Genomic DNA, 26,978 nt, shown 5'->3' with positions numbered 1-26,978 from the left:
GAGCCGTTCGTCCTGCGAAGATGAGGGCGTGAGCGCTCCACCTCGTTCCGGTGACGGCGGCACGGGCCCGACCCGTGAGCAGATCCGGCGTTGGCGGCGCTACCTCGCGGACGAGCGCGCCGAGGGTGCCGTCTACCGCCACCTCGCGGCCCGTCGCGACGGGGAGGAACGCGAGATCCTCCTCGGCCTGGCCGAGGCCGAGCTGCGCCACGAGCAGCACTGGCGCGAACTGCTCGGCGAGCACGCCGCCGACCCTGGCAAGGGAGAGCTCGGCACCCGGCTCCTCGGCTGGTTCGCCCGCAGGTTCGGCTGGGTGTTCGTCCTCGCCCTCGCCCAGCACGCCGAGGCCCGCTCCGGGTACGAGGCGGAGGCGGACGCCACCGACGCGATGGCTGCGGACGAACGCGTCCATGGCGAGGTGGTGCGGGCGCTCGCGGCCCGCGGGCGTGCCCGCATGTCCGGCACCTTCCGCGCCGCCGTCTTCGGGATGAACGACGGCCTCGTCTCCAACCTCGCCCTCGTGCTGGGCGTCGGTGCCTCCGGCGTCGGGTCCGCTGCGGTGCTCGTCGCAGGGGTCGCCGGCCTGCTGGCGGGCGCGCTGTCGATGGGCGCGGGGGAGTACGTCTCCGTACGCTCCCAGCGCGAGCTGCTGGCCGCCTCGGTCCCCGACGAGCACGCGCACGAGAGCCTCCCGGCGCTCGACGTCGACGCCAACGAGCTCGCCCTGGTCTACCGCGCCCGGGGCATGGACGCCGACGAGGCCACGGAGCACGCCGCCGCCGTCATCGCCCAGGTGCGGGCCGGGCAGGCCGTCCCGCGTCCGGATGCGGCCCGCTCGTACGAGGAGGTCGGTTCCGGGTGGGCGGCCGGGCTGTCGAGCTTCTGCTTCTTCGCGTCCGGGGCCGTCATACCGATCCTGCCGTTCCTGCTCGGCATGACCGGCAACGCCGCGATCCTTCTGGCCGCAGGCCTGGTGGGCATCGCGCTGCTGAGCACGGGCGCGATCGTCGGCGTGCTCTCGGGCGGCCCCGCGCTGCGCCGCGCGCTGCGTCAGCTGGGCATCGGGTACGGGGCGGCCGCGATCACCTACGCCCTGGGCCTGCTGTTCGGCACGACCGTGGTCTGAGCGGGGAAATTCCGCGTCGGCGCCCATTCGGGCCGGATCCGTCGTACCGTGATGTCAAGCATTCGCGCGTGAGCGCCGATCGAGGGAGGGGATCGCGTTGGGTGACGAACCGCTCGACGCCGAGGTGGGCGAGTTCCTCCTGGGCGTGCTCCTCGTCGGAGGTGGGATCGCCGTCGTCCTCGGGCTCGTCGGCATCGCCGGGCTCTGGTACGTCGTGCGCCGGATCCGGCGCTCCCGGCGCTCCGACCAGCTCCGCCGCGGCATCCACCGCGGCCGTCTGACGATCCGGTCCGTGACCGCCGACGACGTCGGACGCCAGCTCGCCCGCCTGCGTCTGCAGGTCCGGCGCGCCTCCGAGGCCACCGAACGGGCTCTGGCCGCCGCCGAGGTCCGCAAGGCTCCCGTCGCCGCCGTGACCCCCGTCGTCGACGGGCTCCGCGGGGTCGGCGAGCAGCTCGACCACGAGCTGCGGCTGGCCGAGGCAGAGCCGGACCCCGAGCTGCGCCGCATGTGGACCGGGATCCTCGCGGACAAGGTCGACGAGCACCAGGGTCTGTGCGCCGATCTGCGCCGCTCGCTGGTCGACGTGGCCGTCAACGCCGGCCCCGACCAGCTCGACCGCACGGCCGGTCTGGCGATGCTGGAGGTCGAGGCGCTCAACACCTGGGGCCGCACGTACCGCTCCCGCCGCGCGGCCTGAGGCCCGCGGTGTTCGACCGGATCCGCCGTCTGGTGCGGGCCAACCGCGCCGCCACGCAGCAGCCCACCGATCCGCTCGTGGCTCTCGAGCAGGTCCACGCGCACCGAACGGACCGGCTCGAGGGGGCCCGCCGCGCCGTGGCGGACCTGGCCGCCAGCAGACGCCGCGTCGAGGTTCTCGCCCAACGCACCCGGGCCGAGATCGAGGACCACGACCGGAGGGCCGAGTCCGCCGTCGCCGCCGGGAACGACGACGCCGCGCGCGAGCACCTGCGCCGGTCGCTCACGGCCGGGCAGCGGCTCGAGGATCTCGCCGGGCAGCACCGCAGGCTGAGCGAGCAGGTCCGACGCCTCGAGGACGACCTGGGACGCCTCGAGGCCCAGGTCGAGGACTCGTACTTCCGCGTCCAGTCTCTCCGTGCCGACCACGACGCCGCCCGGGCCGCCCTGGGCAGGCGCACGGACGCCGTCGCCCAGGGGCAGGTGGAGGCCGGCGGCGTCGAGCGTGAGGCCGAGAGAGAGGTGCGGCGGCTGCAGGCGAAGGCCGACGCCTACCAGGAGGTCGCCGGGACCGACCCCGGCTCCGACCGCGTCCGGGCGGCCTTCGACGAGCTGGCCGGCGAGGACGACGTGAGCCGCCGGCTGGAGTCGCTCCACAAGAGGGTCGACCCACCGGCGAGCTGAACCGGCAGGGCTGCGCCTACTGCTCCGTCGACATGTGGATCGCGTTGGCGAGGTCTTCCGCGCGGCTGAGCATCGGCCAGTGCCCGGTGGGCAGGTCCGCCAGGGTCACGTCCCGGTCCGCCAGCTCGGCCGTGAACGGGTCGCCGGCCTGGATGGCGTCGTTCAGCTCGCCCGCCGGCATCGAGCAGGAGATGACCGTGACCGGCACGTCCTTGCGGCGCGGGTTCTCGAGGTGTGCGGCTGAGCGAAGAACACCCGCGGGCTCGGGCCGCGCACGTTCACGGAACTCCGCCCGCTGGTCGGCCCCGAGGCCCTCGGAGCTCAGACCCAGCCGCGCCAGCTCGTCCCAGCTCGGCAGCGGGAGAGAGGTCGATCCCTCGGGCGCATCGAGCGGGAACGTCTGGCCGTCGGCCAGGGGAGCGTCGTCGACGTAGACGACCCGTGCGAAGCGGTCCGGCTCCGCATCCAGCACGCCGTTGACGACGCTCGCGCCGGCGCTGTGCCCCACGAGGACCACCGAGCCCTCCAGATCCGCGACGACGATCCGGACGTCGGTGATCTGCTGGGCGAGGTTGACCCCTGCGGGACGGTCGCCGGGGCGCAGGCCGGGCGGCGTGACGGGATACGGGCGGATGCCTTTCTGCTCGAGCACGATGGCGACGCTCTCCCACGCCCAGCCACCGAGCCAGAATCCAGGCACCAGGACCACGTTGACGGTTTTGCTCATGCGCCCAGCGTCCCTGGGAGCGCCCGCCGCCGCCAGTGGGTACCGCTCCGTGGTACCCACCGGCGATCAGCTCACAGGATCGACCCGTGCGGCGCGGTGTACTGCTTCGGGAGCCGCAGGTCGCACTCGTCCATGACGTCGCGGAGCCGGTCCGGTCGGTCGGTGATGAGGCCGTCGATCCCGGTCTCGATCAGCCGCCGCATGGTGTCCGGGTCGTCGACCGTCCACGGGATCACCTCGATGCCGGCGGCGTGGGCGTCGTCGACCATCTTGGCGGTGACGTAGGGCGTGTAGTCGTCGTCGGCGACCGTGCCGTCCTGCGGGAAGCCGTGCACCGGGGAGATCGCCTCGACGCCGAGCTGCTCCGCCATCGCGACGAGGTCGCCGCCGAAGTCGTCCGCGTCCAGGCCGCCCAGCCACACCGAGGCTCCGGGCTGCCCCACCTCGAGGAAGTCGTAGTTCGTCAGCGCCACCCTCGGCAGGCGCGGGTTCAGCTCCCCCACGAGCTCGAGCGCCCCCCAGTCGAAGCTCTGGATGGTCACCTGGCGCTCCATCTTGTGCGCCTCGACCTCGTCGACGACGGCGCGGACGAACTCCTCGCGCGGCGCCGTCTCCTCCGGCGCGGCGGCCTCGACCTTCGTCTCGATGTTCAGCGTCACCTGGTTCGCCCGGTAGTAGCGCACGAGGTCGAAGACGTCGCCGAGCTCGAGCATCGGGCCGGGAGCGATCTGCTGCTCCGGGTGCTGAGGGAGCGGCTGGTACCCGCACTCGACGGTCTGGACCTGGGCGAGCGTGAGGTCGGTGATGTACTTACCGACGTAGGGGTACTCCAGGTCGCCCGCGAACGCGGGCGCCGTGTCGCGGCACTTGTCGCCGTTGATCTGACGGTCGTGCGTGACGACGACGGCGCCGTCCTCAGTGACCTGGGTGTCGAGCTCCAGCGTGGTCACGCCGAGCTCGAGCGCGTTGGCGAAGGACTCCCGAGTGCTCTCGGTGTACAGGCCCGTGCCGCCGCGATGAGCCTGCAGGTCGAAGCGGTCGTCCGGTCGCTCGGCGGCGGCCGGAGCCGCCAGGCCGACGACGACGACGGCGGACAGGGCGGCCCCGAGGGTCGCGCTACGACGGGTGGGCATCATGGTGCTCCTCTGCTGTGTTCTGACGACGGGCTCGGTGTGTGCTCGGGTCAACGGTGCGGTGGGTGGGGGCAGTCAGGGCAGGACGGTGATGCGGCCCTCGAGGACCACGTCGATGACGCCCAGCTGGCGCGCGTGGGCGGCGATGGTCTCGGCGTCGCTCGGCGCCTCCGATGCGGGCACGAGCGCGTCGGCGTCGGAGAAGCCGGTGATGCCGTCGCCGCCGTCGACGACGTAGTTCGGCACCGCGACCGTGTACGTCGCCGCCGGGTCGAGCGGCCGGCCGCCGACGCGCACGTCGCTCACCCGTGAGCCGGCGGACGCCGTCGGCGAGTACGCGTAGGACATGCCGGACACCTGCGGGAACCCGCCACCGAGGTCTGCTACCTGCGCGACGCCGTCCTCCAGCGCCTGCGCCAGATCGGCCCCGGTGACCTCGACGTGCATCACCTTGTTGTCGAACGGAGCGATCGCGTAGGCGTCCCGGACGGTGAAGTCCGGTCCCGGGGCCTCGGCCCGGAGGCCGCCGCCGTTGGCCCACCCGACGTCGGCGCCGTGGTGGGCGCGGAAGGCATCAGCGACGAAGTTGCCCAGCGCCGTCTCCCGGCCGCGGCTCGCGTGATCCGGGTTGAGCAGCGGGGTCGCGACGCTCGCCAGGACCTCCGAGAGGTTCTCCGCCATCTCGGCCGCGTAGTGCTCCTCGAGCTCGAGCAGCTCCGGGTCGGGCGTGACCGTGTGGTCCACCTCGACGACGGACGGCGGTGCGACGACGTAGTCGCCACGTTCCTTGCTGATGTCGAGGCGGACGAGCGAGCCCAGGTTGCCCTCGGAGGCCATGAGCGGCACGTCGCCCTCGTACTCGATCACCGAGGAGTACTCGGCCATCTCCTCACCGAACACCGCGTCGATCGCCGGCACCGCCCGTACCAGCTCACGGTTCACGTCCATCGGGTGCTGGGTGACGGCGACGACGACGTCGACCCGGCCGTGGGAGGTCATGTCCTCGATCGCCGCGCGGGCGGAGTCGACGGCGTCCTCCTCGACGAGCTGGTCACCGGCGGAGGTGGTCTCGATGGCGTCCGTGAGGCCGATAAACCCGATCCGGACCTGTCCGACGCGCTGGACGGTCCAGGTGCCGTCGTCCACGAAGGGCCGGCCCGCGGCGTCGAGCAGGTTGGACGTGATCCACGGGAACTCGGAGGCCCCGACGAGCTCGCGGGCGTTGTCGACACCGAAATCGAAGTCGTGCTGGCCGAAGTTCGCCAGGTCGACGCCGATCTCGTTGAACGCCTCGACCATCGGGAAGCCCTTGTACAGGCCGCCGAACAACGACCCGCCGGCGAGATCGCCTCCGAAGACCACGGAGGTCGCCGGGTTCTCGTCCCGCACGGTCTCGATCGCCGTCGCGAGCCGCGCGACCCCGCCGCGGTCCTGGCCGCCGGTCAGGACCGGACCGATCTCGTGCGCGTCGTGGAAGTACAGCAGCGTCGCCGTCTTCGAGGTCCGCGGGTTCCCGGAGCGGTCGGTGCCGGCTCCATCGGGCGGCGCGGCGGTCACCGGGGCGGCGAGCGCGACGAGGGTGGCACCGACGGCCACCGCAACGGCGGTGCGGTGTGCGACGGACGCGGACGGGGTCTGGCGGCGTGCGGTCACGGCGGTCCTTCCGTGCGGGATGCGGGTGCCTGAACCGTAGGGCGGCCGCGTGAACGACTCGTGACCGTCCGGTGGCGCGCCTCGCCGAGCTGTCCCGAGAAGAGTGCGGCACATGTCGCCGGCAGCGACCGATCGTGCACATCGCTCGGCGGTCTGGGAGCCTCGTCGCCACGGAGGAGAAGCGATGACGCACGTACTGACCATCACCAACGCCCTGATCTTCGACGGCTGGTCCGCGGACCTCACCGAGGGGTCGGTCCTCGTCCGCGACGGCGAGATCGCCGCCGTCGGAGACGTCACCACCGAGGGCGAGGTGCTCGACGCCCGCGGCGGCGTGGTCACGCCCGGGCTCGTCGACGCCCACTTCCACGCGTACGCGCACAGCATCGATGGGCTCGAGGACGAGCGCGCACCGCTGAGCTACGCCGCCCTGGTCGGCGCCCGACGCGTCCGGGACGCGTTGCGCCGGGGATTCACCACCGTGCGTGACGTCGCGGGCGGCGACATCGGCTTCGCCAACGCCGCCGCGGAGGGGGTCATCACGGCGCCGCACTACCTCTACAGCGGACCGGCACTGAGCCAGACCGGCGGGCACGGGGACCCGCGCCGCGCCGAGGTCGACATCTGCTTCAGTCACGGCCACCTGAACGAGCTCGTCGACGGCGTCGACGAGGTCCGCCGGGCCGTGCGCGAACGGCTCCGCACCGGTGCGCACTGCATCAAGATCATGGCTTCCGGCGGCGTCTTCTCCCTCACGGACCCGCTCGCCGCGCCGCAGTACTCGCCCGAGGAGGTGCGGGCCGCCGTCGACGAGGCGACCCGCCGCGGCTCCTACGTGGCCGCGCACGCCTACTCCGCCGAGGCGGTCACCCACGCCGTGACCAACGGCGTGCGCTCCGTCGAGCACGGCAACCTCATCGACGCCGCCACGGCTCACCTGATGGCCGATCGGGACGCCTACCTCGTGCCGACCCTCGCCGCCTACGACGCCATGGACCGCCGCGGAGCTGGGCTCGGGCTCAACGCCGTGTCCCTGGCGAAGAATCTCGAGGTCCTCGACCACGGCAAGCACGCGATCGAGGTCGCCTACGAGGCCGGCGTCCCCGTCGGCTTCGGCAGCGACCTCATGGGCCACCTGGACGACGACCAGCTCGTCGGAGTACGCCTGCAGGTCGAGGCCTCGAGCGTGCTCGCGACCCTGCGCGCCATGACCCGCACCAACGCCGAGATCATCCAGGACCCGCGCCGCGGCCGCGTCGAGGAGGGCGCCGTCGGCGACGTCGTGATCTACCCGGGCAACCCGTTCGAGCATCCCGAGCTTCTCTGGGACGACCGGCCCGTGCGGACCGTCGTCCGGGGCGGGCGCCCGGTCGACTGAGCGGTCGCGACCTAGATCACCCGGGGGGCGCGGCGACGGCACGTACGTGCCGCCGCGACCAGGCGTAGCCGAACCGGCGAAGCTGCGCCGCCCACCGGTACGGCGGCAGGCCCACCGGGCCGTTGAGGACCGGATCGAACCGCAGCGGCCGGTCCGCTGCGGTCTCCGGGTCGGCGGCGCACCGCAGTACGCCGAACGGTCGCCACGGGCCGGCGCCGCGTGCCCACGCGAGCTCCCAGGTACGCCGGTCCCCCGTCGGGCGGGCGGCCAGGACCACCGGCCCGACGTCGGACCGGAACGGCACGAGGCTCGTCATGACGACCCATCGGCGGACCCGTGGGAGGGGCACGAAGCGGGTGACGCGGCCCGGTCCGCCGGAAGACAGGAGCAGGTCCACCGGCCCGGGCAGCCGCACCGCCAGCCCTCGGACGTCGAGCCATGTGCGGGGCAGGCCGGCGCCGTCCGAGAACCGTGCCACGGCGTCGTGGCGGCCCGGCCGCCCCAGCGTGCTGAGGGCGGGTACCTCGGCAGGTACGTCGAGGACGGCGTCGACGACCCGTCCGCGCGGGTGAAAACCCTTGGCGCCGCGTGCCAGCCCCATGCCGACGGCGAGAGCCCCGAGGGTCACGCCGGCAACCGCGGCGGGTATCGCGAGCGTTCGGTCGAGGGGTTGCCCCATCGCGGCCCCCTTCGGTATGCCCGCGCAACGGCTCGGCACCGATGTCGCAGGCGACGGTCACCAGGCTCCGTGCCCCTGGCAGGCCAGCGTGCGCCGCCGGGCGCCGGAGCGCAACCGCCCCGGGCTCGCGTGGCGAGGGGAGCGGGCCGATGCGACGATCGTGGCCACCCGACGAGAGGTCACGCATGGTGCTGAACATCTTTGTGGTCGGGCTGGACGAGCTCAACCACTCGACGTTGCGCAGCCTGCCCAACGCCGACCAGTACGAGTTCCATCAGCTCCTCACGCCGGAGGAGCTCCAGGAAGGCACGGTCGCCGTGCCGGAGCTGCTGGACAAGGCCCAGCGGCAGCTGGATGCCTTCGACGGCTCGATCGACGCCATCGTGGGCTACTGGGACTTCCCGGTGAGTTCCATGGTCCCGATTCTCTGCGACCGGTACGGGCTGCGTTCGGCGGACCTGGAGGCCGTGGTCAAGTGCGAGCACAAGTACTGGAGCCGGCTGGAGCAGCAGAAGGTGATTCAGGAGTACCCCGCCTTCGGCCTCATCGATCTCGGCGACGAGCACGCCACGCGGCCGGAGCACGTGTCCTACCCGGCGTGGATCAAGCCGATCAAAGGCACCGAGTCCGAGGGCGCACACCATCTGGAGGACGATCAGCAGCTGCAGGACGCCCTGGCGCTGGAGCGCGAGGAGGTCGACCGGCTCGGTGGGCCGTTCAACGACGTCCTGGCGATGCTCGATCTTCCCACCGAGATCGCCGAGGTCGGTGGCAGCGCCGCCATGATCGAGGAGGCGGCCGCCGGGGACCAGCTCACCGTCGAGGGGTTCAGCCGCGGCGACCGCGTGGAGATCTACGGGGTCGTGGACTCCTACAACTACCCCGACGTTCCCAGCTTTCTGCGCTATCAGTACCCGTCCCGGCTGCCGGCGCAGACCCAGGACTACATAGCCGACGTCACCCGCCGCGTGATCACCGGGCTCGGGTTGACCAACAGCACCTTCAACGTGGAGTACTTCTGGGACCCGCAGGCCGAGCGGCTCGTTCTGCTGGAGGTCAACCCACGTCATTCCCAGTCGCACGCCATGCTGTTCGAGGAGGTCGACGGCGTGTCCAACCACGCCGTCATGCTCGACCTCGCCCTTGATCGCGACCCGCATCTGCCTCGTCGCGAGGGCCAGTTCGCCGTGGCGGCCAAGTGGTACCTGCGGCGTTTCTCCGACGGCCTCGTGCGCCGGGTCCCGTCGGCGGCGCGGATCACCGAGATCGAGCAGCGGTATCCCGGCACGACGGTCGAGGTGAGTGTCGAGGAGGGCGATCGCCTGTCGGAGGGCTACGGCGGGGACAGCTACAGCTACGTCCTCGCGGAGATCTTCATGGGCGCGCGCGACGAGGAGGAGCTGGTCCGCAACTACGACCGGTGCGTCGAGGCGCTCGAGTTCGATATCGAGGACCGTCAGGAAGGAGACTGATGCGGACCGTCACCTCGCTGCCCAATGAGATTCGCGAGGTCGAGCACCTCTGGATCCCCATGTCCGACGGCGTCCGGCTTGCCGCGCGGCTGTGGCTCCCGGTGTGGGCCGAGGACGAGCCGGTGCCCGGCGTGCTGGAGATGATCCCGTACCGCAAACGCGATCTGACCGCGCAGCGCGACTCCATCCACCATCCCTACATGGCGGGCTACGGCTACGCCTGCCTGCGCGTGGATCTGCGCGGCAGTGGGGACTCCGAGGGGCTGCTCACCGACGAATACCTCGAGCAGGAGCTGTCCGACGCCGAGGAGGTGCTCGCCTGGATCGCTGAGCAGCCGTGGTGCAACGGGCGGACCGGGATGATGGGCATCTCCTGGGGTGGCTTCAACGCCTTGCAGGTGGCCGCACGCCGCCCGGCGAGCCTGAGCGCGATCGTCACGGTCTGCTCCAGCGATGACCGCTATGCGGATGATGTTCACTACATGGGCGGGTGCCTGCTCAGCGACAACTTGTCCTGGGCCTCGACGATGTTCGCCTACAACTCCTGCCCGCCGGACCCGGCGATCGTGGGCGAGCGGTGGCGGGATCTGTGGCTGGAGCGCCTCGAGCACAGCGGTCTGTGGCTCGAGGAGTGGCTACGGCACCAGCGTCGGGACGAGTACTGGCGGCACGGCTCGGTGATCGAGGACTACTCCGCCATCCAGTGCCCGGTCTTCGCGGTCAGTGGTTGGGCCGACGGGTACTCCAACTCGGTGTTCCGCCTGTTGCGCGGGCTCGACGCGCCCACGAGAGGACTCATCGGCCCGTGGAGCCACAAGTATCCGCACCTGGGACAGCCGGGCCCGGCGATCGGGTTCCTGCAGGAGATGGTGCGTTGGTGGGACCACTGGCTGAAGGACCAGCGGGACAACGGCGCCATGGACGGGCCGAATCTGAGCATCTGGATGCAGGACGCCGCCGATCCCGCCACCACCTACGAGGAGCGCCCGGGGCGCTGGGTCGGCGAGCGGAGCTGGCCCAGCCCACGTGTCGTCGAGACCCGTTACCCACTGGGCCGCAACCACATCGCCTGGCCGGACGACGGTGAGGAAAGCCCCGAGCTGACGGTGCAGTCACCTCTCTCCGTCGGTCAGTTCGCGGGAAAGTGGTGCTCCTACAACGCCCCGCCGGATATGCCCTACGACCAGCGCGAGGAGGATGGCGGCTCGATGACCTTCGACAGCTACCACCTGCCCGAACGCCTCGAAGTCCTGGGCGCACCGACGGTCGAGCTGACCTTCTCCGCCGACAGACCGGTGGCCATGGTCGCCGTCCGGCTGTCCGACGTCGCCCCCGGCGGTCAAGCGACCCGGGTCAGCTACGGGCTGTACAACCTCAACCACTACGCCGGATCCGACAACCCCCAACCGCTGGAACCAGGGGAGCGCCACACGGTCACCGTCCAGCTCAACGCCATGGCACAGTCCTTCCCGGCGGGTCACCGGCTGCGCCTGTCGATCTCGACCTCCTACTGGCCCGTGGTCTGGCCCTCACCGGAACCGGTCCGCCTCACCGTGCACCCCAACGAGAGCTGCTTGACGCTACCGGTGCGCCCGGACGTGGACGGCGACGAACGGGCACCCTCGTTCGAGGAACCGGAGGGCGCCCCACCCATCCAGGTGACCCAGGTGGAGCCCGGTGAGCAGGACTGGCGCGTCAGCCGGAACATGGTGAACCTGTCCGGAGCACTGGAAGTGGTCAAGGACCTCGGCGTGGTCCGGTTCGAGGACATCGACCTCGCGGTCACCCGCCGGGCCTACGAGCGGTACACCTTCGAGGGTGACGACCTCAACTCGGTGCGCGGGGAGACCGACTGGGCGATGAGCTTCGCCCGCGGCGATTGGGACGTGCACACGACGACGAAGACCGTCCTGACCTCGACGCCAACGGACTTCCATCTCCACGCGCAGCTCGACGCGTTCGAGGGCGAGGAACGCGTGGCCGCGAAGACCTGGACAAGAACCATTCCCCGCGACTTCGTCTAGCTCAGGCGGCGGGCGGCGCCGTCGACTCGCGGACGACCAACTCGGTCGCCAGATCGATCCGCGGCATGGTGAGTGGCTTCCCGGCGGCCAGACGCACCAGCATCGTCGTGGCGGTGTGCGCCATGTCGACCAGCGGCTGGCGCACCGTGGTCAGGCGCGGTGTCGTCCAGGCCGCCACCTGGAGGTCGTCGTAGCCGACGATCGAGAGGTCCTCCGGCACGCGGAGGCCCCGGTCTCGGGCCGCCCGCAGCAGCCCCATGGCCTCGAGGTCGTTCCCGGCGAAGATCGCCGTCGGCCGGTCGGGCCGGTCCAGCAGCCGAAGACCCTGCTCGTACCCGCTCCCCGCGGTGAACTTTCCGCTCAGGATCAGCGCCGGGTCGTAGGGAATGCCCGCCTCGTCCAGCGCGGCGCGATGGCCGTCCGTGCGTTGCCGGCTGCACATGACGTCGGCCGGCCCGGTGACGACCCCGATGCGGCGGTGCCCCAGCTCGAGCAGGTGCCGGGTGGCGACCAGGCCGCCGTTCCAGTTCGCGGACCCCACCGCGGGCACGCCGGCCGGCAGCTCGCCGGCGGTGTCGACGACGACGAAGGGGATGTTCCGGGTCACCAGCTGCCGTCGCTGACCGGGGTCGAGGTCGGACAGAACGAGGATCACGCCCATCGGCCGGCGGGCGATGACGCCGTCCAGCCACGCCTGCCGCGGCCGGTGCTCCCCGGCCAGGTCGGAGAGCACGACGTTGAGACCGTTCTCGTGCGCCGCCCGCTCGACCCCGCAGATGATCTCCACCGACCATGCGGACCCGAGCTCGTGGAAGACGAGGTCCACGAGGCGCGAGCCCGCGGACCGCGAGGTGTTGCGGCGACGGTACTGGTGCTTCTCGAGCACCTGCTCGACGTGCTGCCGGGTGGTCTGCGCGACGTCGGGGCGCCCGTTGAGCACTTTGGAGACGGTGGGCACGGAGACCCCCGCCTCCTTCGCGATCATCGCGATGGTGGTCGTGCTCATCCGGGGATCTACCTCACGTCGTCGGGTCGCCTCAAGCCGACAGTCTAGGCCGAAACACTTTCGGAATGTAAGGCCGTCAGAGTCCGGCCCGCGGGGCCGCCTTCGGGGCGGCACGCTGGGCCGCGTCGTAGTTGACGCGGCCTGTCGCCGTCTCTACTGTCCTGTGAGCAGGAGCGGTTTCGAGCCGCATACCGATAGTTTCGATCCACGGCACCGTGGCCGAAGGGAAGATCATGACGGAGGAGCACGCGTCCACCCTTGCCGTGGAGCCGTGGCAGGACCCCGAGAGAACCGTCGCCGAGCGGGTGGATCACCTCCTGAGCCACATGACGTTGCGCGAGAAGACGTCGCAGCTCGTCGGGCTGTGGGTCGGGGCGGACGCCACCAACGGGGGCGTCGCGCCCTACCAGGCGGACCTCACGCGTGCACCCCTCGGGTGGGACGCGGTCATCGCCGACGGCCTGGGCCAGCTCACCCGCCCCTTCGGGACCACCCCGGTCGAGCCGGCCACCGGCGCCCGCGGCCTGGCCAACTCACAGCAGGAGATCGTCCGCGCCAACCGGTGGCGCATCCCCGCACTGGTGCACGAGGAGTGCCTCGCCGGCTTCGCCGCCTGGAAGGCCACCGCCTACCCCGTCCCCCTGTCCTGGGGTGCTTCCTTCGACCCCGATCTCGTCGCCGAGATGGCCCGCCGCATCGGCGGCTCGATGCGTTCGGTGGGTATCCACCAGGGTCTCGCGCCGGTCCTCGACGTCACCCGCGACTACCGATGGGGACGCACCGAGGAGACCATCGGTGAGGACCCGTACCTCGTCGGCACTGTCGGCACCGCCTACGTCAGCGGTCTCCAGGACAGCGGCGTGATCGCCACCCTCAAGCACTTCGCCGGCTACTCCGCGTCCCGGGCGGGACGTAACCTCGCGCCCGTCTCGATGGGCCGCAACGAACTGGCCGACGTCGTCCTCCCGCCGTTCGAGATGGCGGTCATCGAGGGTGGGCCCGGCTCGGTGATGCACTCGTACACCGAGATCGACGGCGTCCCCTCCGCCGCCGACCGCGACCTCCTCACCGGCCTGCTGCGCGAGACCTGGGGCTTCGACGGCACCGTCGTCGCCGACTACTTCGGCGTGAAGTTCCTGATCATGCTGCACGGGGTGGCCGGCACCGAGGCCGCGGCCGCTCGTCTCGCGCTCAACGCCGGCGTCGACGTCGAGCTGCCGACCATCCACTGCTACGGCGAGCCCTTGGTCGAGGCGGTCGAACGCGGCGAGATCGACGAGGCGCTCGTCGACGTCGCCGTGCGTCGCGTCCTGATCCAGAAGGCCGAGATCGGCCTCCTCGACGCCGAGTTCGACCCCGAGGTCCCCGACGCGGAGGCCGTCGACCTGGACGACGACCTCAGCAAGGACGTCGCGCTGCGGCTCGCCCGCGAGGGCGTGGTGCTCGTCGCCAACGACGGCACGCTGCCCCTGGCCCGCCCGGGGAGGGTCGCCGTCGTCGGGCCCCGTGCCGACGACTCCCTCGCCATGCTCGGCTGCTACTCCTTCCCGGCCCACGTGGGCGTGCGGCATCCGGAGACGGACATCGGGATCGACATCCCCACGGTCCTGTCCGAGCTGCACCGGGAGCTCGGCGAGATCACCTTCGCCCCCGGCTGCACCGTCACCGGCGAGAGCACCGCCGGCTTCGCGGCGGCCGTGGAGGCGGCCCGCGAGGCCGACGTCGCCGTCGTCGCGGTCGGCGACCAGGCCGGCCTCTTCGGCCGCGGTACCTCGGGCGAGGGCTGCGACGTGACCGACCTCAAGCTGCCCGGCGTCCAGCACGAGCTCGTCGAGGCCATCCTCGACACCGGCACCCCGGTGGTGCTGCTGCTCGTGACCGGGCGGCCCTACGCCGTCGGCCCGCTCGCCGAGCGTGCCGCCGCGACCGTGCAGGCCTTCTTCCCGGGGCAGCTCGGCGGGCGGGCCATCGCCGAGATCCTCACCGGCCGGACGAACCCCTCCGGGCGGCTGCCGGTGAGCATCCCGCGGCACGCGGGCGGGCAGCCGGGCACCTACCTGACGCAGCGGCTCGGCACGAAGACGGACGTCTCCAACATCGACCCGACCCCGGTGTACTCGTTCGGGCACGGCCTGTCCTACACGACGTTCGAGTGGGACGCGGCGACGGCGGACGTCACCGACTGGGCCGTCGACGGCGAGGTGAGCGTCGAGGTCACCGTGCGCAACACGGGCGACCGCGCCGGCACCGAGGTCGTCCAGCTGTACCTGCACGACCCCGTCGCCTCCGTCACCCGACCCGCCGTGCGGCTCGTCGGCTACGCCCGCGTCCCGCTGGAGGCCGGTGAGGCCAAGCGGGTGCGGTTCACCGTGCCGGCCGACGCCACCTCCTTCACGCTCCGGGACGGCCGTCGCATCATCGAGCCCGGCGACGTCGAGCTGCGCCTGGGCCGCTCCGCCGCCGACATCGAGGCGGCCCTGCCGCTGCGGATCGTCGGCGGCGTGCGGGTCGTGGACCACACGCGCCGGTTGAGCGTGCCCGTGTCGGTCGGACCGGCGAGGTGACGGGGAACCGCACGCGGAAGTCGGTGGGCGCTACCGGGCGTGGAGGCGCGTGTCTACGCTCCAGGCGCGAAACTTTCTGCGGTCTTTCTGCTGTCCCAATGCGCGCGAATCGCGTACTTCCCCGGGTCGACTACAGGTCGATCACGACCGCGGAGGTGCGCTTGACGTCGCACATGTGCGCGCCTAGCCTTCGAAACGAAGCATCAGTAGGAACGATAGTTTCGAGCGACCGATCACAACGAGGTGAGACGAGGTGAAGCGTCGTATGGCCCCCGAGCACCCGACGTGCATCGCATGAGCCTCCCCGAGAGCAGCTCGGCCTTCACGGCCCCGGACGCCGCACCGAAGAACCTGGCCGACGGCGCGAAGACCGGCCGTGGGATCCCGCCGCGGCAGAAGGGCCCTGTCCCGTGGGCGAATCGCCACCGTACTGAGTGGCGCACCGGCCTCAAGAGGGACTGGCGGCTCTACACGCTCGTCGCCTTGCCGCTGCTGTACTTCTTGATCTTCCGTTACATCCCGATGGCAGGCAACGTCATCGCGTTCCGCCGGTACCGGCCGGGCGGCAGCATCTTCGGTGACGAGTGGGTCGGGTTCTACTACATCGAGCAGTTCATCAACGACGGCGCGTTCTGGAACGCCTTCGAGAACACGTTGATCCTCGGGGTGCTGAGCCTGGCCATCATCTTCCCGCTGCCGATCGTCCTGGCGCTCATGCTCAACGAGCTGCGCTCGCGACTGTTCAAGCGGGCGGTGCAGACGGTCTCCTACCTGCCCCACTTCATGTCGATCGTCATCGTCGCGGCGATGGTGCTGCAGATCGTGTCCATCCGCGGCACCGTGAACCAGGTCCTGGAGGCGTTCGGCGCCGAGGCGATCTCGTTCATGCAGCACGCCGAGTGGTTCCGGACCATCTACGTGACCTCGGAGATCTGGCAGACGGTCGGCTGGGGCACGATCCTGTACCTGGCGGCGCTGACCACCATCGACCCCCAGCTGTACGAGGCCGCTCGCGTGGACGGCGCCAACCGCTGGCGCCAGACCTGGCACGTGACGCTGCCGGGCATCCGGCCCACCATGATCGTCCTGCTGATCCTCAACATCGGCACGTTCATGTCCGTCGGGTTCGAGAAGGTCCTGCTGCTGTACAACCCGCTGCTGTACCCGACGGCCGACGTCATCGCGACGTATCTGTACCGGATCGGCCTCGAGCTCGGGAACTACTCGTACGCGGCGGCCATCGGATTCTTCGAGGCCATCATCGGCCTGATCCTGATCGTGTCCGCCAACCAGATCTCCCGTCGAGCAGTGGGGACGAGCCTGTGGTGAGCACCAAGACGACGACCGACGACCCGATCAGCCCTGGACCCTCGGAGGTCAGCAAGCGCATCGCGTCGGGGACGCCGACCCTGATCAAGGACAGCCGCAGCTACACGGTCTTCCGCTGGTTCAACGGCATCGCACTGATCATCATCTGCTGCGTCACGCTGTACCCGTTCGTCAATGTCGTCGCGCAGGCCTTCTCCGCGGAGGTCTACATCACCAGGGGTGAGGTCAACCTCGTCCCCCGCGGCTTCAACGTGACGACCTTCGAGGCCGTCATGGGTGACGACATGTTCTGGCGGAACTACCTCAACACCGTCATCTACACCGTCGTCGGGACCCTCATCTCGATGGCCCTGACGACGACGTTCGCCTACGCGATCAGCAAGCGGTACCTCAAGGGCCGGCAGTTCTTCATCGGTGTCGCCATCTTCACGATGATCTTCAACGGCGGCATCATCCCGAACTACCTGCTGGTCGACAGCCTCGGAATGCGGAACACGCTGTGGGCGATCGTCCTCCCGAACGCGATCAGCGCCTTCAACCTCCTCGTGATGAAGACGTTCTTCGAGAACTTCTCTCAGGACCTCGAGGAGGCCGCGCACATCGACGGGCTGACGACGTACGGGGTCTTCCTGCGCATCGTGCTGCCGCTCAGCAAGGCCGTGCTCGCCACGATGATCCTGTTCTACGCGGTCTTCTACTGGAACCAGTGGTTCCCGGCCTTCCTCTACATGGACCGGGCCGAGCTGTATCCGGTGACCATGTATCTGCGGAACCTCATGGCGGCCGCGACGTCGACCGAGGCATTGGGCAGCGACACCGCGCAGATCAACGCGAACGTGCAGGCCGTGACGATGGTGCTGACGATGCTGCCGATCGTCTGCCTCTACCCGTTCATCCAGAAGTACTTCGTCTCCGGCGTCATGCTCGGCGCCGTCAAGCAGTAGAACCCCTCGACCGTCAGAGAAGACGACGTTCACCACTGGAGGAGAACAATGAAGATCACCCACAGGAGGGCGCTCGGCGGGGTCACCGCGGCGAGTCTGGCTCTCACGATGGCCGCCTGCTCGACGAGCGGCGGCGACGACGGAGGCGGCGGTGGCGGCGAGCCGGCCGACCTCGAGGACAACCGGGTCGGAGCCATGGAGAACTTCGACGTCGGCACGACGTTCGAGGCGACGGAGCCGCTCGAGTTCTCGCTGCTGTACCGCAACCACCCGAACTACCCGCTCCAGGAGGACTGGCTCTTCTTCGAGGCGCTCGAGTCGAACCAGAACGTCACCTTCGACATCACGAGTGTGCCGCTGTCCGACTGGGCCCAGCGCCGGTCCGTCCTCATCGGTGCTGGTGACGCGCCGATGATCATGCCGATCACCTACCCCGGTGACGAGACGCAGTACGTCGCCTCCGGCACGATCCTGCCGATCTCCGACTACGTCCAGCACATGCCCAACTTCCAGGCCAAGGTCGAGGAGTGGGGCCTGCAGCCCGAGCTCGAGCAGAACCTGCAGGCCAACGGCAAGTACTACATGATCCCGGGTCTCCACGAGAACCCGAAGCCGCAGTACTCCATCGTCATCCGTAAGGACCTCTTCGAGGAGGCCGGCATCACGGAGGCCCCGGAGACGTTCGAGGACTTCCAGCAGCAGCTCGAGACCGTCATGGCAGAGCACCCGGAGCTCGACTACGGCCTCTCCGACCGCTGGAGCATCAACGGCCCGATGGAGGCCACGCTCCAGGCCGCCGCGCCGAACTTCGGCACGGAGGCCGGCTGGGGATACGGCGATGGCCTGACCTGGAAGCCGGAGAGCGAGGAGTTCGTCTACACCGGTGCCTCGGACGAGTATCGCTCGCTCCTGGAGTACTTCGCCGGCCTGGTCGAGTCCGGCGTCATGGACCCGGAGTCCGTCACGCAGGAGGACGACACCGCTATCGCCAAGTTCACCAACGGCCAGAGCGCCGCCATCGGCGGTAACGACCAGGAGATCCTGAACTACCGGCAGAGCTTCGAGGACGCCGGGGTCGACGCGGAGCTGAAGCTCATCACCGTGCCGGCAGGGCCGGCCGGCAGCATCAGCGGCACCACGCGCACGGAGTCGGGACTCATGTTCTCCGCGGAGGCCGTCGAGTCCCCGAACTTCGTCGCGATGCTGCAGTTCGTCGACTGGCTGTACTACTCGGACGAGGGCCTGGAGTTCGCCAAGTGGGGCGTCGAGGGCGAGACCTACAACGTCGAGAACGGCGACCGCGAGCTCATGGAGAACATCGACATCAACGGCCTGAACCCGGGCGCACCAAAGGCCCTCAACACCGACTTCGGCTTCCACAACGGTGTCTTCATGCCGGCGCACGGCTCCACCGCGGACCTCGTGCAGTCCATGCTGCGGCCCGAAGTCGTCGAGTTCATCAACTCGATGAACGAGAAAGAGCCGGCCGTCATCCCGCCGCCCGTCCCGATGGACGAGATGGACCGTGAGCAGGCGTCGCTGCACCGGCAGTCGCTGCAGGACCACGTCATGCAGAACACGGCCAAGTTCATCCTCGGCCAGCGCTCGTTCGACGAGTGGGACGCGTATGTCAGCGAGCTCGAAGGCATCAACATGCAGCAGTACGTCGACCTCGCCAACGAAGCCCAGGAGAGCTTCGAGCAGCAGTGACAGGTAGCTGAGCACCGGCCACGGGGCCGGCGACCGCTCTCTCCCCGAGCGGTCGCCGGCCCCGCGGTCATGCCGTCCGCCGACCGACAAGGAGCCCCGTGCCCACCCAGGTACCCGACCAGCCCATCGCGACCCTGTCCGACGCCTGGCGCAGCTGCGTCGGTACCGGCCGGTTCAACCTCGCCCTGCGCAAGGACTACCAGGACTCCCTGGCACTGACGCAGTCGGAGATCGGCTTCCGGTACATCCGCGGCCACGGGCTGCTCAGCGACGACGTCGGCGTCCACCGGCCGTACGAGGTAGGTGGCGAACGACGGGTGCTGCACTCCTTCACCTACGTCGACCAGGTGGTCGACGCCTACCTCGAGCTCGGCATCAAACCCCTCGTCGAGCTGGGGTTCATGCCCTCCGGGCTCGCCGCCGGCGGCCAGACGGTCTTCTGGTGGCAGGGCAACGTCACCCCGCCCCGTGACCACGGCGAGTGGGCGGACCTGGTGCGTGCCGTCGTCGGGCACCTGGTGGACCGGTACGGCCTCGAGGAGGTGCGGACCTGGCCGATCGAGGTGTGGAACGAACCCAACCTCACCAACTTCTGGGAGGGCGCCGACCAGTTCGCCTACCACCGTCTGTACGAGGCCAGTGCGTACGCGGTGAAGGACGTCGACGCCGAGCTCCAGGTGGGCGGGCCGTCCCTGTCACCCGGCGCGGACGACTGGTGGGCGCCGTTCGCCGAGTTCGTCACCTCCAGAGACGTGCCGGTCGACTTTGTGTCCCGGCACGCCTACACCTCCGGCCCGGCCGGGCACGTGCCGTTCGGGACGTACCAGACCCTGCGTGCGCCGTCGTCCCTGCTTGAGCAGTTCGACGCGCCGCGGCGTCATCTCGAGGGCACGGCGCTGGCCGGCCTGCCGGTGCACATCACGGAGTTCAACTCCTCCTACCGCCCCGACAACCCGGTCCACGACACGGCGTACAACGCGGCGTACCTGGCGCCGGTGCTCGCGGCCGGCGGGGACCTGGTGGACTCCTTCTCGTACTGGACGTTCTCCGACACCTTCGAGGAGGAGGGCGTGCCGACGGCGTTGTTCCACGGCGGCTTCGGGATGCTCGCCCACGGGCAGATCAAGAAGCCGACCTACCACCTGTACGCGTTCATGGCGCGGATGGGGTCGCAGGTGCTCGCCCGCGGAGAGGACCACCTCGTCACGCGCGACGACGCAGGTCGCGTCACCGTGCTGGCGTGGCAACCGGTCGGCGGCACCGACGACCCGGTCGAGCCGGAGAGTCACCGGATCCGGCTCAGCGTCCCGGTCGGTACGGGCGGCGGGAGCGACGGCGCCGCGTTCGTGCTCCGCTCGAGCGTCAACGAGACCGAGGGCAACTCCTGGGCCGCGTGGCGCGAGATGGGCCGGCCGCGGTTCCCCGGCCGGCGGCAGCTCGACGCGCTGAGTGAGGCCGCCGAGCCCGTGCGCCGACACTTCTCGATCCCGGTGGCCGGTGGTCGCGCGGATCTCGAGCTCACCCTCGGCCGCCACGAGGTCACCCTGCTGGAGATCGACGCGGTCCAGGACCAGACCCCCGAGTGGCTCGACGACGCCCGCATCCTCGGCCGCGGCCCGTACGGCTCTCGAGACGCCCGTACGGTTGTTCCGTGACGACGTGCCAGCACGGGCGGACGCGATGACGCAGCCGAAGCCGCACCACGAGCCGGGCCAAGGCGTGCTGAGCCGGTTCACCGGCACGGTGTACTGGCTGGCGATCGTCGGCGTGATGCTCGTGGTGACCACGCTGCCCGGGACCGTGCCGTTGATGCTGCTCGACCGCTCGGCCAGCAACATCCCACTCGTCGCCCTGTGCCTCGTACCGATGGGACCGGCTGTCTCGGCGGGCCTCTTCGCCCTCCGCGACAAGGATCGCGCGGAGGACATGACGCCGGGGCAGTCCTTCTGGCGTGGCTACCGGCTGAACGCCGTGGACGTGCTCAAGCTGTGGATCCCGGCGCTCGCCGTCGAGGTGATGGTCGGCATCAGCCTCGCCAACCTCGACATCGCGGGCGTCCCGAGCGGTTACGGGCTGGTGCTCGTCATCCTCGGTGTCCTGTTCGCGGTGTGGGCGGGGCAGGCGCTCGTGATCACCTCGTTCTTCGCGCTGCGGACGCGTGACGTGGCGCGGCTCGCCCTGTACTACCTGGCCCGCACACCGCTGGTCGGCCTCGGGGTGCTCGGCATGCTCGTGGTCACGGCCGGCATCGTCTACCTGACGTTCGACGCCGTCCTTGCGCTGGTCGGCCCCGTCCTCGTCTGGATGCTCATGCGTACCTGCGATCGCATGGTGCGTCACGTCGAGGAGAACTTCACGGCCTGAGCCCGGAGCTTTGCCGAGAGCAGCCTCCTGCACCAAGAGCGGTTGTTCGAACGGCTGCTTTCGGTGCAGGAGGCTGCTCTCGGCGAGCTGCGCCGCGGTGAAACGCTGACCGGACGGGACTGTTCACCTGCAGGTCCTGCCGGAGGTCGCCGGGACTTCACCTGTCCTCCCTAGCGTCAGCGCCGCACCCGCGAACCGACGAGAGGCCCACCGTGTCCGTCCTGCCCCGACGAGCCCGCCGCGCGATGGTCGCCGGCGCCGCCGGCTCCCTGCTCGCCACCTGCCTGCTCGCCACCACCGCGACCGCTGAGCCGAGCCACGCCGGCGGCAATGGCCGCCCCACCGACGGCGTGCTCTATCGCCAGAGCTTCGACGACCTCGCCGATCGCCTGCAGCCGCGTGCCGAGGAGCCCGGCATCGAGGCCGGCACCACCGGCTTCACCCACGAGGCGCCGGAGGACTGGTCGGTCGAGAACGGCACGCAGATGGCCGAGGGCGGCATCCAGGAGTGGGAGGGCTGGAGCTTCACCACCCGCGACTTCTGGACCGATGCCGAGGATCAGATGCGCGGCCGGTTCGCCCGGGCGCACGACGTCATCGCCGTCGCCGACTCGGACGAGTTCGCCGACGCGCCGGACGCGCCCGAGCGCTTCGACAGCACGCTGGTCTCCGCGCCGGTGGACGTGCGCGGCCGTCACGAGGTCGCCCTGACCTTCGACAGCCACTACCGCGGCTGGGAGGGCCAGAGCGCGACCGTCACCGTAGAGCTCGACGGCAGCGGCCAGGAGACCGAGCTGCTCCGCTACGACAGCGGCACCGTCACCGACAACTACGACGGCGCACACATCAACGCCTCCGAGAACCTCGCCGTCGAGATCCCGAACGGCACGCGCAGCGCGACGTTCCGCTGGCACTTCGAGTCCACCGCCAACAGCTGGTACTGGGCGATCGACTCCGTCGCCGTCCACGAGGCGCTCGACGAGCCGCGCGGCGGAGCCACCTCCGCCTGGGTCGTCAGCGACATCCAGGGCGACCCCGACGACCTCGGCCACGCGCTGCGGGACCTCGCCGCCGTGCGCCCGGACGCAGCCGGTCTGCTCACCGTCGGTGACCAGGTCGCCTCCGGCACACCGGCGCAGTGGCAGGAGATCGACGACGTCATGACGGCTGCGGCCGGGGTCCTGCCCGAGCAGCTCGTCACGGCGATCGGCAACCACGAGAGCTACACCGGCGAGCCCTGGCCGGTCCTGCGCGACCGCTTCCTCGACTTCGCCGGTCGCGACAAGGTCTGGGGCGAGTACGTCCTCGAGGGTGACGGCGTCGACGTGCCCGTCCTCGTGCTCGGCCAGGAGGAGGCCCGCCCGCCCGAGGTGCCCATGAGCCGCGAGCAGATCGAGTGGTTCGGCGACCGGTTGGACCATTGGACGCAGCAGCGCAAGCAGGTCCTCGTGATCTCGCACTTCCCGCTCGGCGACACGGTCTCGGCGTCCTGGATCCCCTGGTACAGCGACCACTACCAGTACAACGACGAGCTCACCCAGATCCTCGGCGACCACCCGAACGCCGTGATCCTCACCGGGCACACCCACTACCCGTTCGAGCTCGGCGACTGGGCCGTCCAGCGCCGCACCGACGGCGGGCACCCGGACGGCTTCTGGGCCGTGAACACCGGCGCCGTCCAGGTCGAGTGGGACGCCCGGGGCGAGCACACCGACGGCATCAGCGAGATCGTCACCCGCGACATCAACCGGGGCCTGACGGTTGACGTCTACCGCGACCGCATGGTGGTCACGGGCCGCGACTTCGGAGTCGTCACCGGCGACCAGCCCACCAACACGGTGAACGACGTCGTCCGCGAGGTGACGATCCCGAACCCGTACGTGCACAGCCCCCGCGGTTGACCGTCCCCGCCGAGAGCAGCCGAACGCACCAAGAGCAGCTGTTCGAACGGCTGTCTTCGGTGCAGAAGGCTGCTCTCGGCGGGCGGGTGGCTCAGTGGATCGTGCGGCCCTGCTCGTCCGGGATGCCGGACTTGCGGTAGAAGTACGTGTTGATCTGATCGCGCCACTCGACGGCGGACCGCAGCTGCTCCTCGAGCCGCCGCTGCACGCGCTCGACCACCGCCTGCGGCGCCCGGTCGCGGACCGACTCCCAGGTCGCCACCATCCGTTCCACCTGCTCGACGCCCTCGAAGTGGGTGTCGTAGATGTGCTGGATGACCGTCGTGCCGCTGTGCAGCCGGTGCGTGTACGGCACGTGGTGGAAGAACAGCAGCAGCTCGTCGGGGGTGGTCTCCGGACGCTCGAAACGGCACGCCCACGGCTCGGGGTACATGCCCGCATAACCGGTTCCGGTCGCGACGGTCCGATCCACGCCGATGCCGTCGCGGTCGGCGAAGTGGTACGTGCCCCACGGCGTGTACTCGTAGCCGTCGACGTCCGGGCCGTAGTGGCGCCCGGGCCGGACCATCCACCCCACGCCGAGCGGCGCGGTGTACCGCTCGTAGGTCTGCCAGGAACCGGTCATGATCGACCGCACCGCCTCGCGGACCGCCTCGTCGTCGTACGTCTCGGCCAGCCACTCATCGAGGATGGTGGCGGCGTCGAGCGTCGGGTCCCACGCGAGTCGGCCCAGGGCGTAGAGGTTCGCCTGGGCGAACGGGTGCCCGGTCCAGTGCTCGTCGCCGCCCACGTTCGAGACGGCCACCACACCGCCGGACGGCGCGTCGTCGGAACCGGAGACGATGTCGCCGACGGTGGGTGCGCCGTCGTCCCCGAAGGGGAAGTCCAGGACCTGCGACCACAGCGGCGCGAGGTAGCAGACGTGCTGCTGCTGGCCCGTGTACTCCTGGGTGACCTGCAGCTCGAGGGCGAGCCGGGTGGTCGGCATGGCGCCGATCACGGGAGAAACGGGCTCGCGCACTTGGAAGTCCATCGGGCCGTGCTTGACCTGCAGGACCACGTTGTCGTCGAAGGTGCCGTCCAGCGGGGCGAAATGGTCGTAGGCGGCGCGGGCGCGGTCGGTCGAGCGGTCGCGCCAATCCTGGCGGTGGTTGTAGACGAACGCCCGCCAGAACACGTCGCCGCCGTGCCGGGCGAGCGGCTTGGCGAGCATGTTGGCGCCGTCGGCATGCGAGCGGCCGTACCCGAAGGGGCCGGGCTGGCCCTCGGAGTCGGCCTTGACGACGAAGCCGCCGAAGTCCGGGATGGCGTCGTAGACGCGGTCGACGGCGCCGGCCCACCAGGCCCGCACCGACTCGTCGAGCGGGTCCGCCGTCGGCAGGCCGCCGAGCACCACGGGGGAGTTGAAGGACACGGACAGGTAGACGGCGATGCCCTGGGGCCGGAAGACCTCCGCGAGCCGGACGACGTCGCCGATCCCGTCCGTCAGCAGCCTCGCCTCGAGGGCGTGGACGTTGACGTTGTTCAGCGCGACCCGGTTGATGCCGACCGACGCGAGCAGGCGGGCGTAGTGCTCGACGCGGGACAGGTTCGGGCGCAGCCGCCCGTTGTCGTAGAAGAGGGAACCGCCGGCGTAGCCGCGCTCCACCTGCCCCATGCCGGGGTGCACGGCGACGTTGTCCCAGTGGTCGAGCATCCGGATCGGCTGCGTGGGGGCGTGGGTCTCCGTTCCGTCGGCCGCGTCGAGGACGCCCGAACCGGCCCGGCGGACGTGGTGGTACCCGTAGAGCAACCCACGGTCGCTGCTGCCGACGACGGTGAGCCGACCGCCGCCGTGCACGAGGGCGAAGCCCTCGCCGGGCAGTGCGCCGAGGTCGGCGGAGACCTCGGCACGCTCCGCCGTCGTCAGGACGACGGCGGCATCCGCCGGTTCGACGATCGAGCCGCCGTGGCGGGCGGTCAGGGTCTCGAGCTCGGCGCGGACGGTCTCGGCGAGCCCTCCGGCAGCGTCCAGGGCGACCGCGCGCGACCCCAGCTCCGTTCCGGCATCAGGGCGCAGCCAGGCATGGTCGGCGTGCTGGGGCAGGGGCGACATCGCATCTCCACAGGGATTTGTTTGCCCGTGGAACTTATTTGGCGCCGGCCCCCAAGTCAATCGGCCGAGCCGGTGCTCCGCCGGTGGACTCGCGCTCGATGATGTCGAAGTGCGCCTTGTGCAACCGGGGCGGGCGTCGTACCCCGGAACCCCAATCGATGCGTTCCACGAGCATGGCGACAGCTGTCTCGGCGATCTCGTCCCGGCCCGCGTCGACGGTGGAGAGCGACGGCAACGTGAAGCGCCCGTCCGTGATGTTGTCGAAGCCGATGACGGCCACGTCGTCCGGAATATGGCGGCCAGATCTGCCGAGGGCTCTGAGGGCGCCGAGTGCCAGCGTGTCGTTCAGGGCGAAGATGGCATCGAACTCGACCCCGGACTCCAGCAGCTCGTTGGTGGCCCTGGCGCCGTCCTCCTGGTGCCACGGCGCCACCGCACGTTCGAGCTGGCGGTCATGCGGGAGCTCAGCCAGCGCTAGGCCCTCGCGGTATCCCCTGACGCGAAGGTCCGCGGCACGCAGCTGCCCCTCCCGGCGATCGGGATGTGCGCCCAGCACAGCGATCCTCGTCCGTCCCTTCTCGGCGAGATGCTGAACCGCCGCCCGTGCCGCGGTGATGTTGTCCATCGTCACGTGGTCGGTGGGGCCACCGAAGATGCGCTCGCCCAGCAGCACGAGCGGATAATCGATGTCGTCCAACATCGCGGAGTCTTCCGTGCCGAGCCTCTCGGGGCTGAAGAGGAGACCGTCCGTCTGCCGCAGCCCGTTGGCGAGGACGTTGATCTCGTGCTGCCGGTCACGGCCGGCCTGGCCGACGATCACGCTCAGGCTGCGCTTCTCGGCCGCTGCGATCACCGCATCCGCAAGTTCGGCGAAGTAGTTCTGGCGCAGCTCGGGGACCGCCAACCCGATGACCCCGGTGCGGCCCGATCGAAGTCCACGTGCCGAGAAGTTGGGCCGGTAACCCAGCTCGGTGATCGCCTTCTCCACCCGCGAGCGTGTTGTCGGGTGCACGTGCGGGTGGTTGTTGACGACGTTGGAGACCGTCTTGATCGACACGCGCGCCACCACGGCGACGTCCCGCATTGTCACACTCAACTGACCATCCCCGCGTTCCCGTTCGTGCCGCGTGACCGGCCTGGCCACCCCGCGTGAAGCGCGTGAAGGGCGGCGCCCGCCGGCCGCAGCAGCGGACTGCGTGACCGTTCTGATTCCCGGGGATTCCGAGACGAAAGTCTACATCGGCACATCGGAACGGTCCTTTCGCGGCGCGCGTAGTCGCCCGCCGAGCCGGCCTCCAGTGGCGCGTCGGCGCCCTTGACATCACTGCGCCGCACGAGCAAGATACTGACCGAAAGCATACGACGTTGTAAAGCCCCAGGTCACAAGCATACATCGTGGTATCGCCAGTAGGCCAAGCTCGTCAGCTGTCCCGGCGCACACGGGCGTGCGGTGAGGCAGCCGAGTGACGGGTCATCCCAACGAAGGGACT

Annotated in this window: 20 protein-coding genes; 13 read left to right on the top strand and 7 right to left on the bottom strand. The window is 70.2% G+C overall.

The genetic code is table 11. The features are described from left to right. Positions 1–28 precede the first annotated feature (28 nt). From ABD907_RS15490 to ABD907_RS15480, 3 genes are all read left to right on the top strand, one after another. Positions 29–1,126, top strand: a complete 1,098-nt coding sequence (locus ABD907_RS15490; protein ID WP_345217169.1) for a VIT1/CCC1 transporter family protein — start codon at positions 29–31, stop codon at positions 1,124–1,126. Between the two features lie 97 nt (positions 1,127–1,223). Further along, on the top strand, positions 1,224–1,826 hold the full coding sequence (locus ABD907_RS15485; RefSeq protein WP_345217168.1) for a hypothetical protein: 603 nt from the start codon (positions 1,224–1,226) through the stop codon (positions 1,824–1,826). A gap of 8 nt (positions 1,827–1,834) precedes the next feature. Continuing rightward, positions 1,835–2,509 (top strand): PspA/IM30 family protein, encoded by a 675-nt coding sequence (locus ABD907_RS15480; RefSeq protein WP_345217167.1) that lies wholly within the window; start codon positions 1,835–1,837, stop codon positions 2,507–2,509. Between the two features lie 16 nt (positions 2,510–2,525). On the opposite strand, the gene ABD907_RS15475 is transcribed toward ABD907_RS15480, so the two are convergent. From ABD907_RS15475 to ABD907_RS15465, 3 genes are all read right to left on the bottom strand, one after another. Next, positions 2,526–3,236 (bottom strand): alpha/beta fold hydrolase, encoded by a 711-nt coding sequence (locus tag ABD907_RS15475; RefSeq protein WP_345217166.1) that lies wholly within the window; start codon positions 3,234–3,236, stop codon positions 2,526–2,528. 71 nt (positions 3,237–3,307) lie between these two features. After that, positions 3,308–4,372, bottom strand: a complete 1,065-nt coding sequence (locus ABD907_RS15470; RefSeq protein ID WP_486334107.1) for a glycerophosphodiester phosphodiesterase family protein — start codon at positions 4,370–4,372, stop codon at positions 3,308–3,310. A gap of 72 nt (positions 4,373–4,444) precedes the next feature. After that, a complete protein-coding gene (locus ABD907_RS15465; protein WP_345217164.1) occupies positions 4,445–6,022 on the bottom strand; it encodes a bifunctional metallophosphatase/5'-nucleotidase in 1,578 nt (525 codons plus the stop codon). Positions 6,023–6,206: 184 nt separating this feature from the next. On the opposite strand from ABD907_RS15465, the gene ABD907_RS15460 reads away from it, so the two are divergent. After that, positions 6,207–7,400 carry a metal-dependent hydrolase family protein gene (locus tag ABD907_RS15460; protein WP_345217163.1) on the top strand — a complete coding sequence of 398 codons (1,194 nt, stop codon included), beginning with the start codon at positions 6,207–6,209 and terminating at the stop codon, positions 7,398–7,400. Between the two features lie 16 nt (positions 7,401–7,416). Here ABD907_RS15460 and ABD907_RS15455 read toward each other — a convergent pair whose 3' ends face one another. Further along, positions 7,417–8,079 (bottom strand): catalase family protein, encoded by a 663-nt coding sequence (locus ABD907_RS15455; protein WP_345217162.1) that lies wholly within the window; start codon positions 8,077–8,079, stop codon positions 7,417–7,419. 149 nt (positions 8,080–8,228) lie between these two features. Between ABD907_RS15455 and ABD907_RS15450 the strand changes: the two genes are divergently transcribed. Together ABD907_RS15450 and ABD907_RS15445 are read left to right on the top strand one after the other, a co-directional pair. Continuing rightward, the gene (locus ABD907_RS15450) at positions 8,229–9,551 is read left to right on the top strand and encodes an ATP-grasp domain-containing protein (RefSeq protein ID WP_345217161.1); all 1,323 of its coding nucleotides are present in this window, start codon (positions 8,229–8,231) and stop codon (positions 9,549–9,551) included. Next, the gene (locus tag ABD907_RS15445) at positions 9,551–11,575 is read left to right on the top strand and encodes a CocE/NonD family hydrolase (RefSeq protein WP_345217160.1); all 2,025 of its coding nucleotides are present in this window, start codon (positions 9,551–9,553) and stop codon (positions 11,573–11,575) included. The genes ABD907_RS15450 and ABD907_RS15445 overlap by 1 nt, the downstream gene beginning before the upstream one ends. A gap of 1 nt (position 11,576) precedes the next feature. Here the strand turns inward: ABD907_RS15445 and ABD907_RS15440 are convergent, their stop codons facing one another. Further along, positions 11,577–12,581 carry a LacI family DNA-binding transcriptional regulator gene (locus ABD907_RS15440; protein WP_345217159.1) on the bottom strand — a complete coding sequence of 335 codons (1,005 nt, stop codon included), beginning with the start codon at positions 12,579–12,581 and terminating at the stop codon, positions 11,577–11,579. Between the two features lie 233 nt (positions 12,582–12,814). Here ABD907_RS15440 and ABD907_RS15435 point away from each other — a divergent pair, with 233 nt between their 5' ends. From ABD907_RS15435 to ABD907_RS15405, 7 genes are all read left to right on the top strand, one after another. Continuing rightward, positions 12,815–15,145: a beta-xylosidase/alpha-l-arabinosidase gene (locus ABD907_RS15435; protein ID WP_345217158.1), complete on the top strand. Its 2,331-nt coding sequence runs from the start codon at positions 12,815–12,817 to the stop codon at positions 15,143–15,145. A 294-nt stretch (positions 15,146–15,439) separates the two neighbouring features. After that, the gene (locus tag ABD907_RS15430; protein ID WP_345217157.1) at positions 15,440–16,474 is read left to right on the top strand and encodes an ABC transporter permease; all 1,035 of its coding nucleotides are present in this window, start codon (positions 15,440–15,442) and stop codon (positions 16,472–16,474) included. A gap of 59 nt (positions 16,475–16,533) precedes the next feature. After that, the gene (locus ABD907_RS15425) at positions 16,534–17,418 is read left to right on the top strand and encodes a carbohydrate ABC transporter permease (RefSeq protein WP_425555782.1); all 885 of its coding nucleotides are present in this window, start codon (positions 16,534–16,536) and stop codon (positions 17,416–17,418) included. Positions 17,419–17,466: 48 nt separating this feature from the next. Beyond that, a complete protein-coding gene (locus ABD907_RS15420; RefSeq protein WP_345217156.1) occupies positions 17,467–19,128 on the top strand; it encodes an ABC transporter substrate-binding protein in 1,662 nt (553 codons plus the stop codon). A 98-nt stretch (positions 19,129–19,226) separates the two neighbouring features. Then, positions 19,227–20,783: a GH39 family glycosyl hydrolase gene (locus ABD907_RS15415; protein ID WP_345217155.1), complete on the top strand. Its 1,557-nt coding sequence runs from the start codon at positions 19,227–19,229 to the stop codon at positions 20,781–20,783. 25 nt (positions 20,784–20,808) lie between these two features. After that, on the top strand, positions 20,809–21,492 hold the full coding sequence (locus ABD907_RS15410; protein ID WP_345217154.1) for a glycosyltransferase: 684 nt from the start codon (positions 20,809–20,811) through the stop codon (positions 21,490–21,492). A gap of 212 nt (positions 21,493–21,704) precedes the next feature. Next, entirely contained in the window at positions 21,705–23,393 is a 1,689-nt protein-coding gene (locus tag ABD907_RS15405; RefSeq protein ID WP_345217153.1) for a metallophosphoesterase family protein, read from the top strand. 91 nt (positions 23,394–23,484) lie between these two features. On the opposite strand, the gene ABD907_RS15400 is transcribed toward ABD907_RS15405, so the two are convergent. Further along, the gene (locus ABD907_RS15400; RefSeq protein ID WP_345217152.1) at positions 23,485–25,488 is read right to left on the bottom strand and encodes an alpha-glucuronidase; all 2,004 of its coding nucleotides are present in this window, start codon (positions 25,486–25,488) and stop codon (positions 23,485–23,487) included. A gap of 34 nt (positions 25,489–25,522) precedes the next feature. Beyond that, positions 25,523–26,578, bottom strand: coding sequence for a LacI family DNA-binding transcriptional regulator (locus tag ABD907_RS15395; RefSeq protein ID WP_345217296.1), 1,056 nt, complete (start codon positions 26,576–26,578; stop codon positions 25,523–25,525). Positions 26,579–26,978 lie beyond the last annotated feature (400 nt).

The organism is Georgenia halophila (assembly GCF_039541595.1).
Note: the sequence above shows the minus strand (reverse complement) of the source record. Positions and strands in the feature narration are given on the sequence as shown.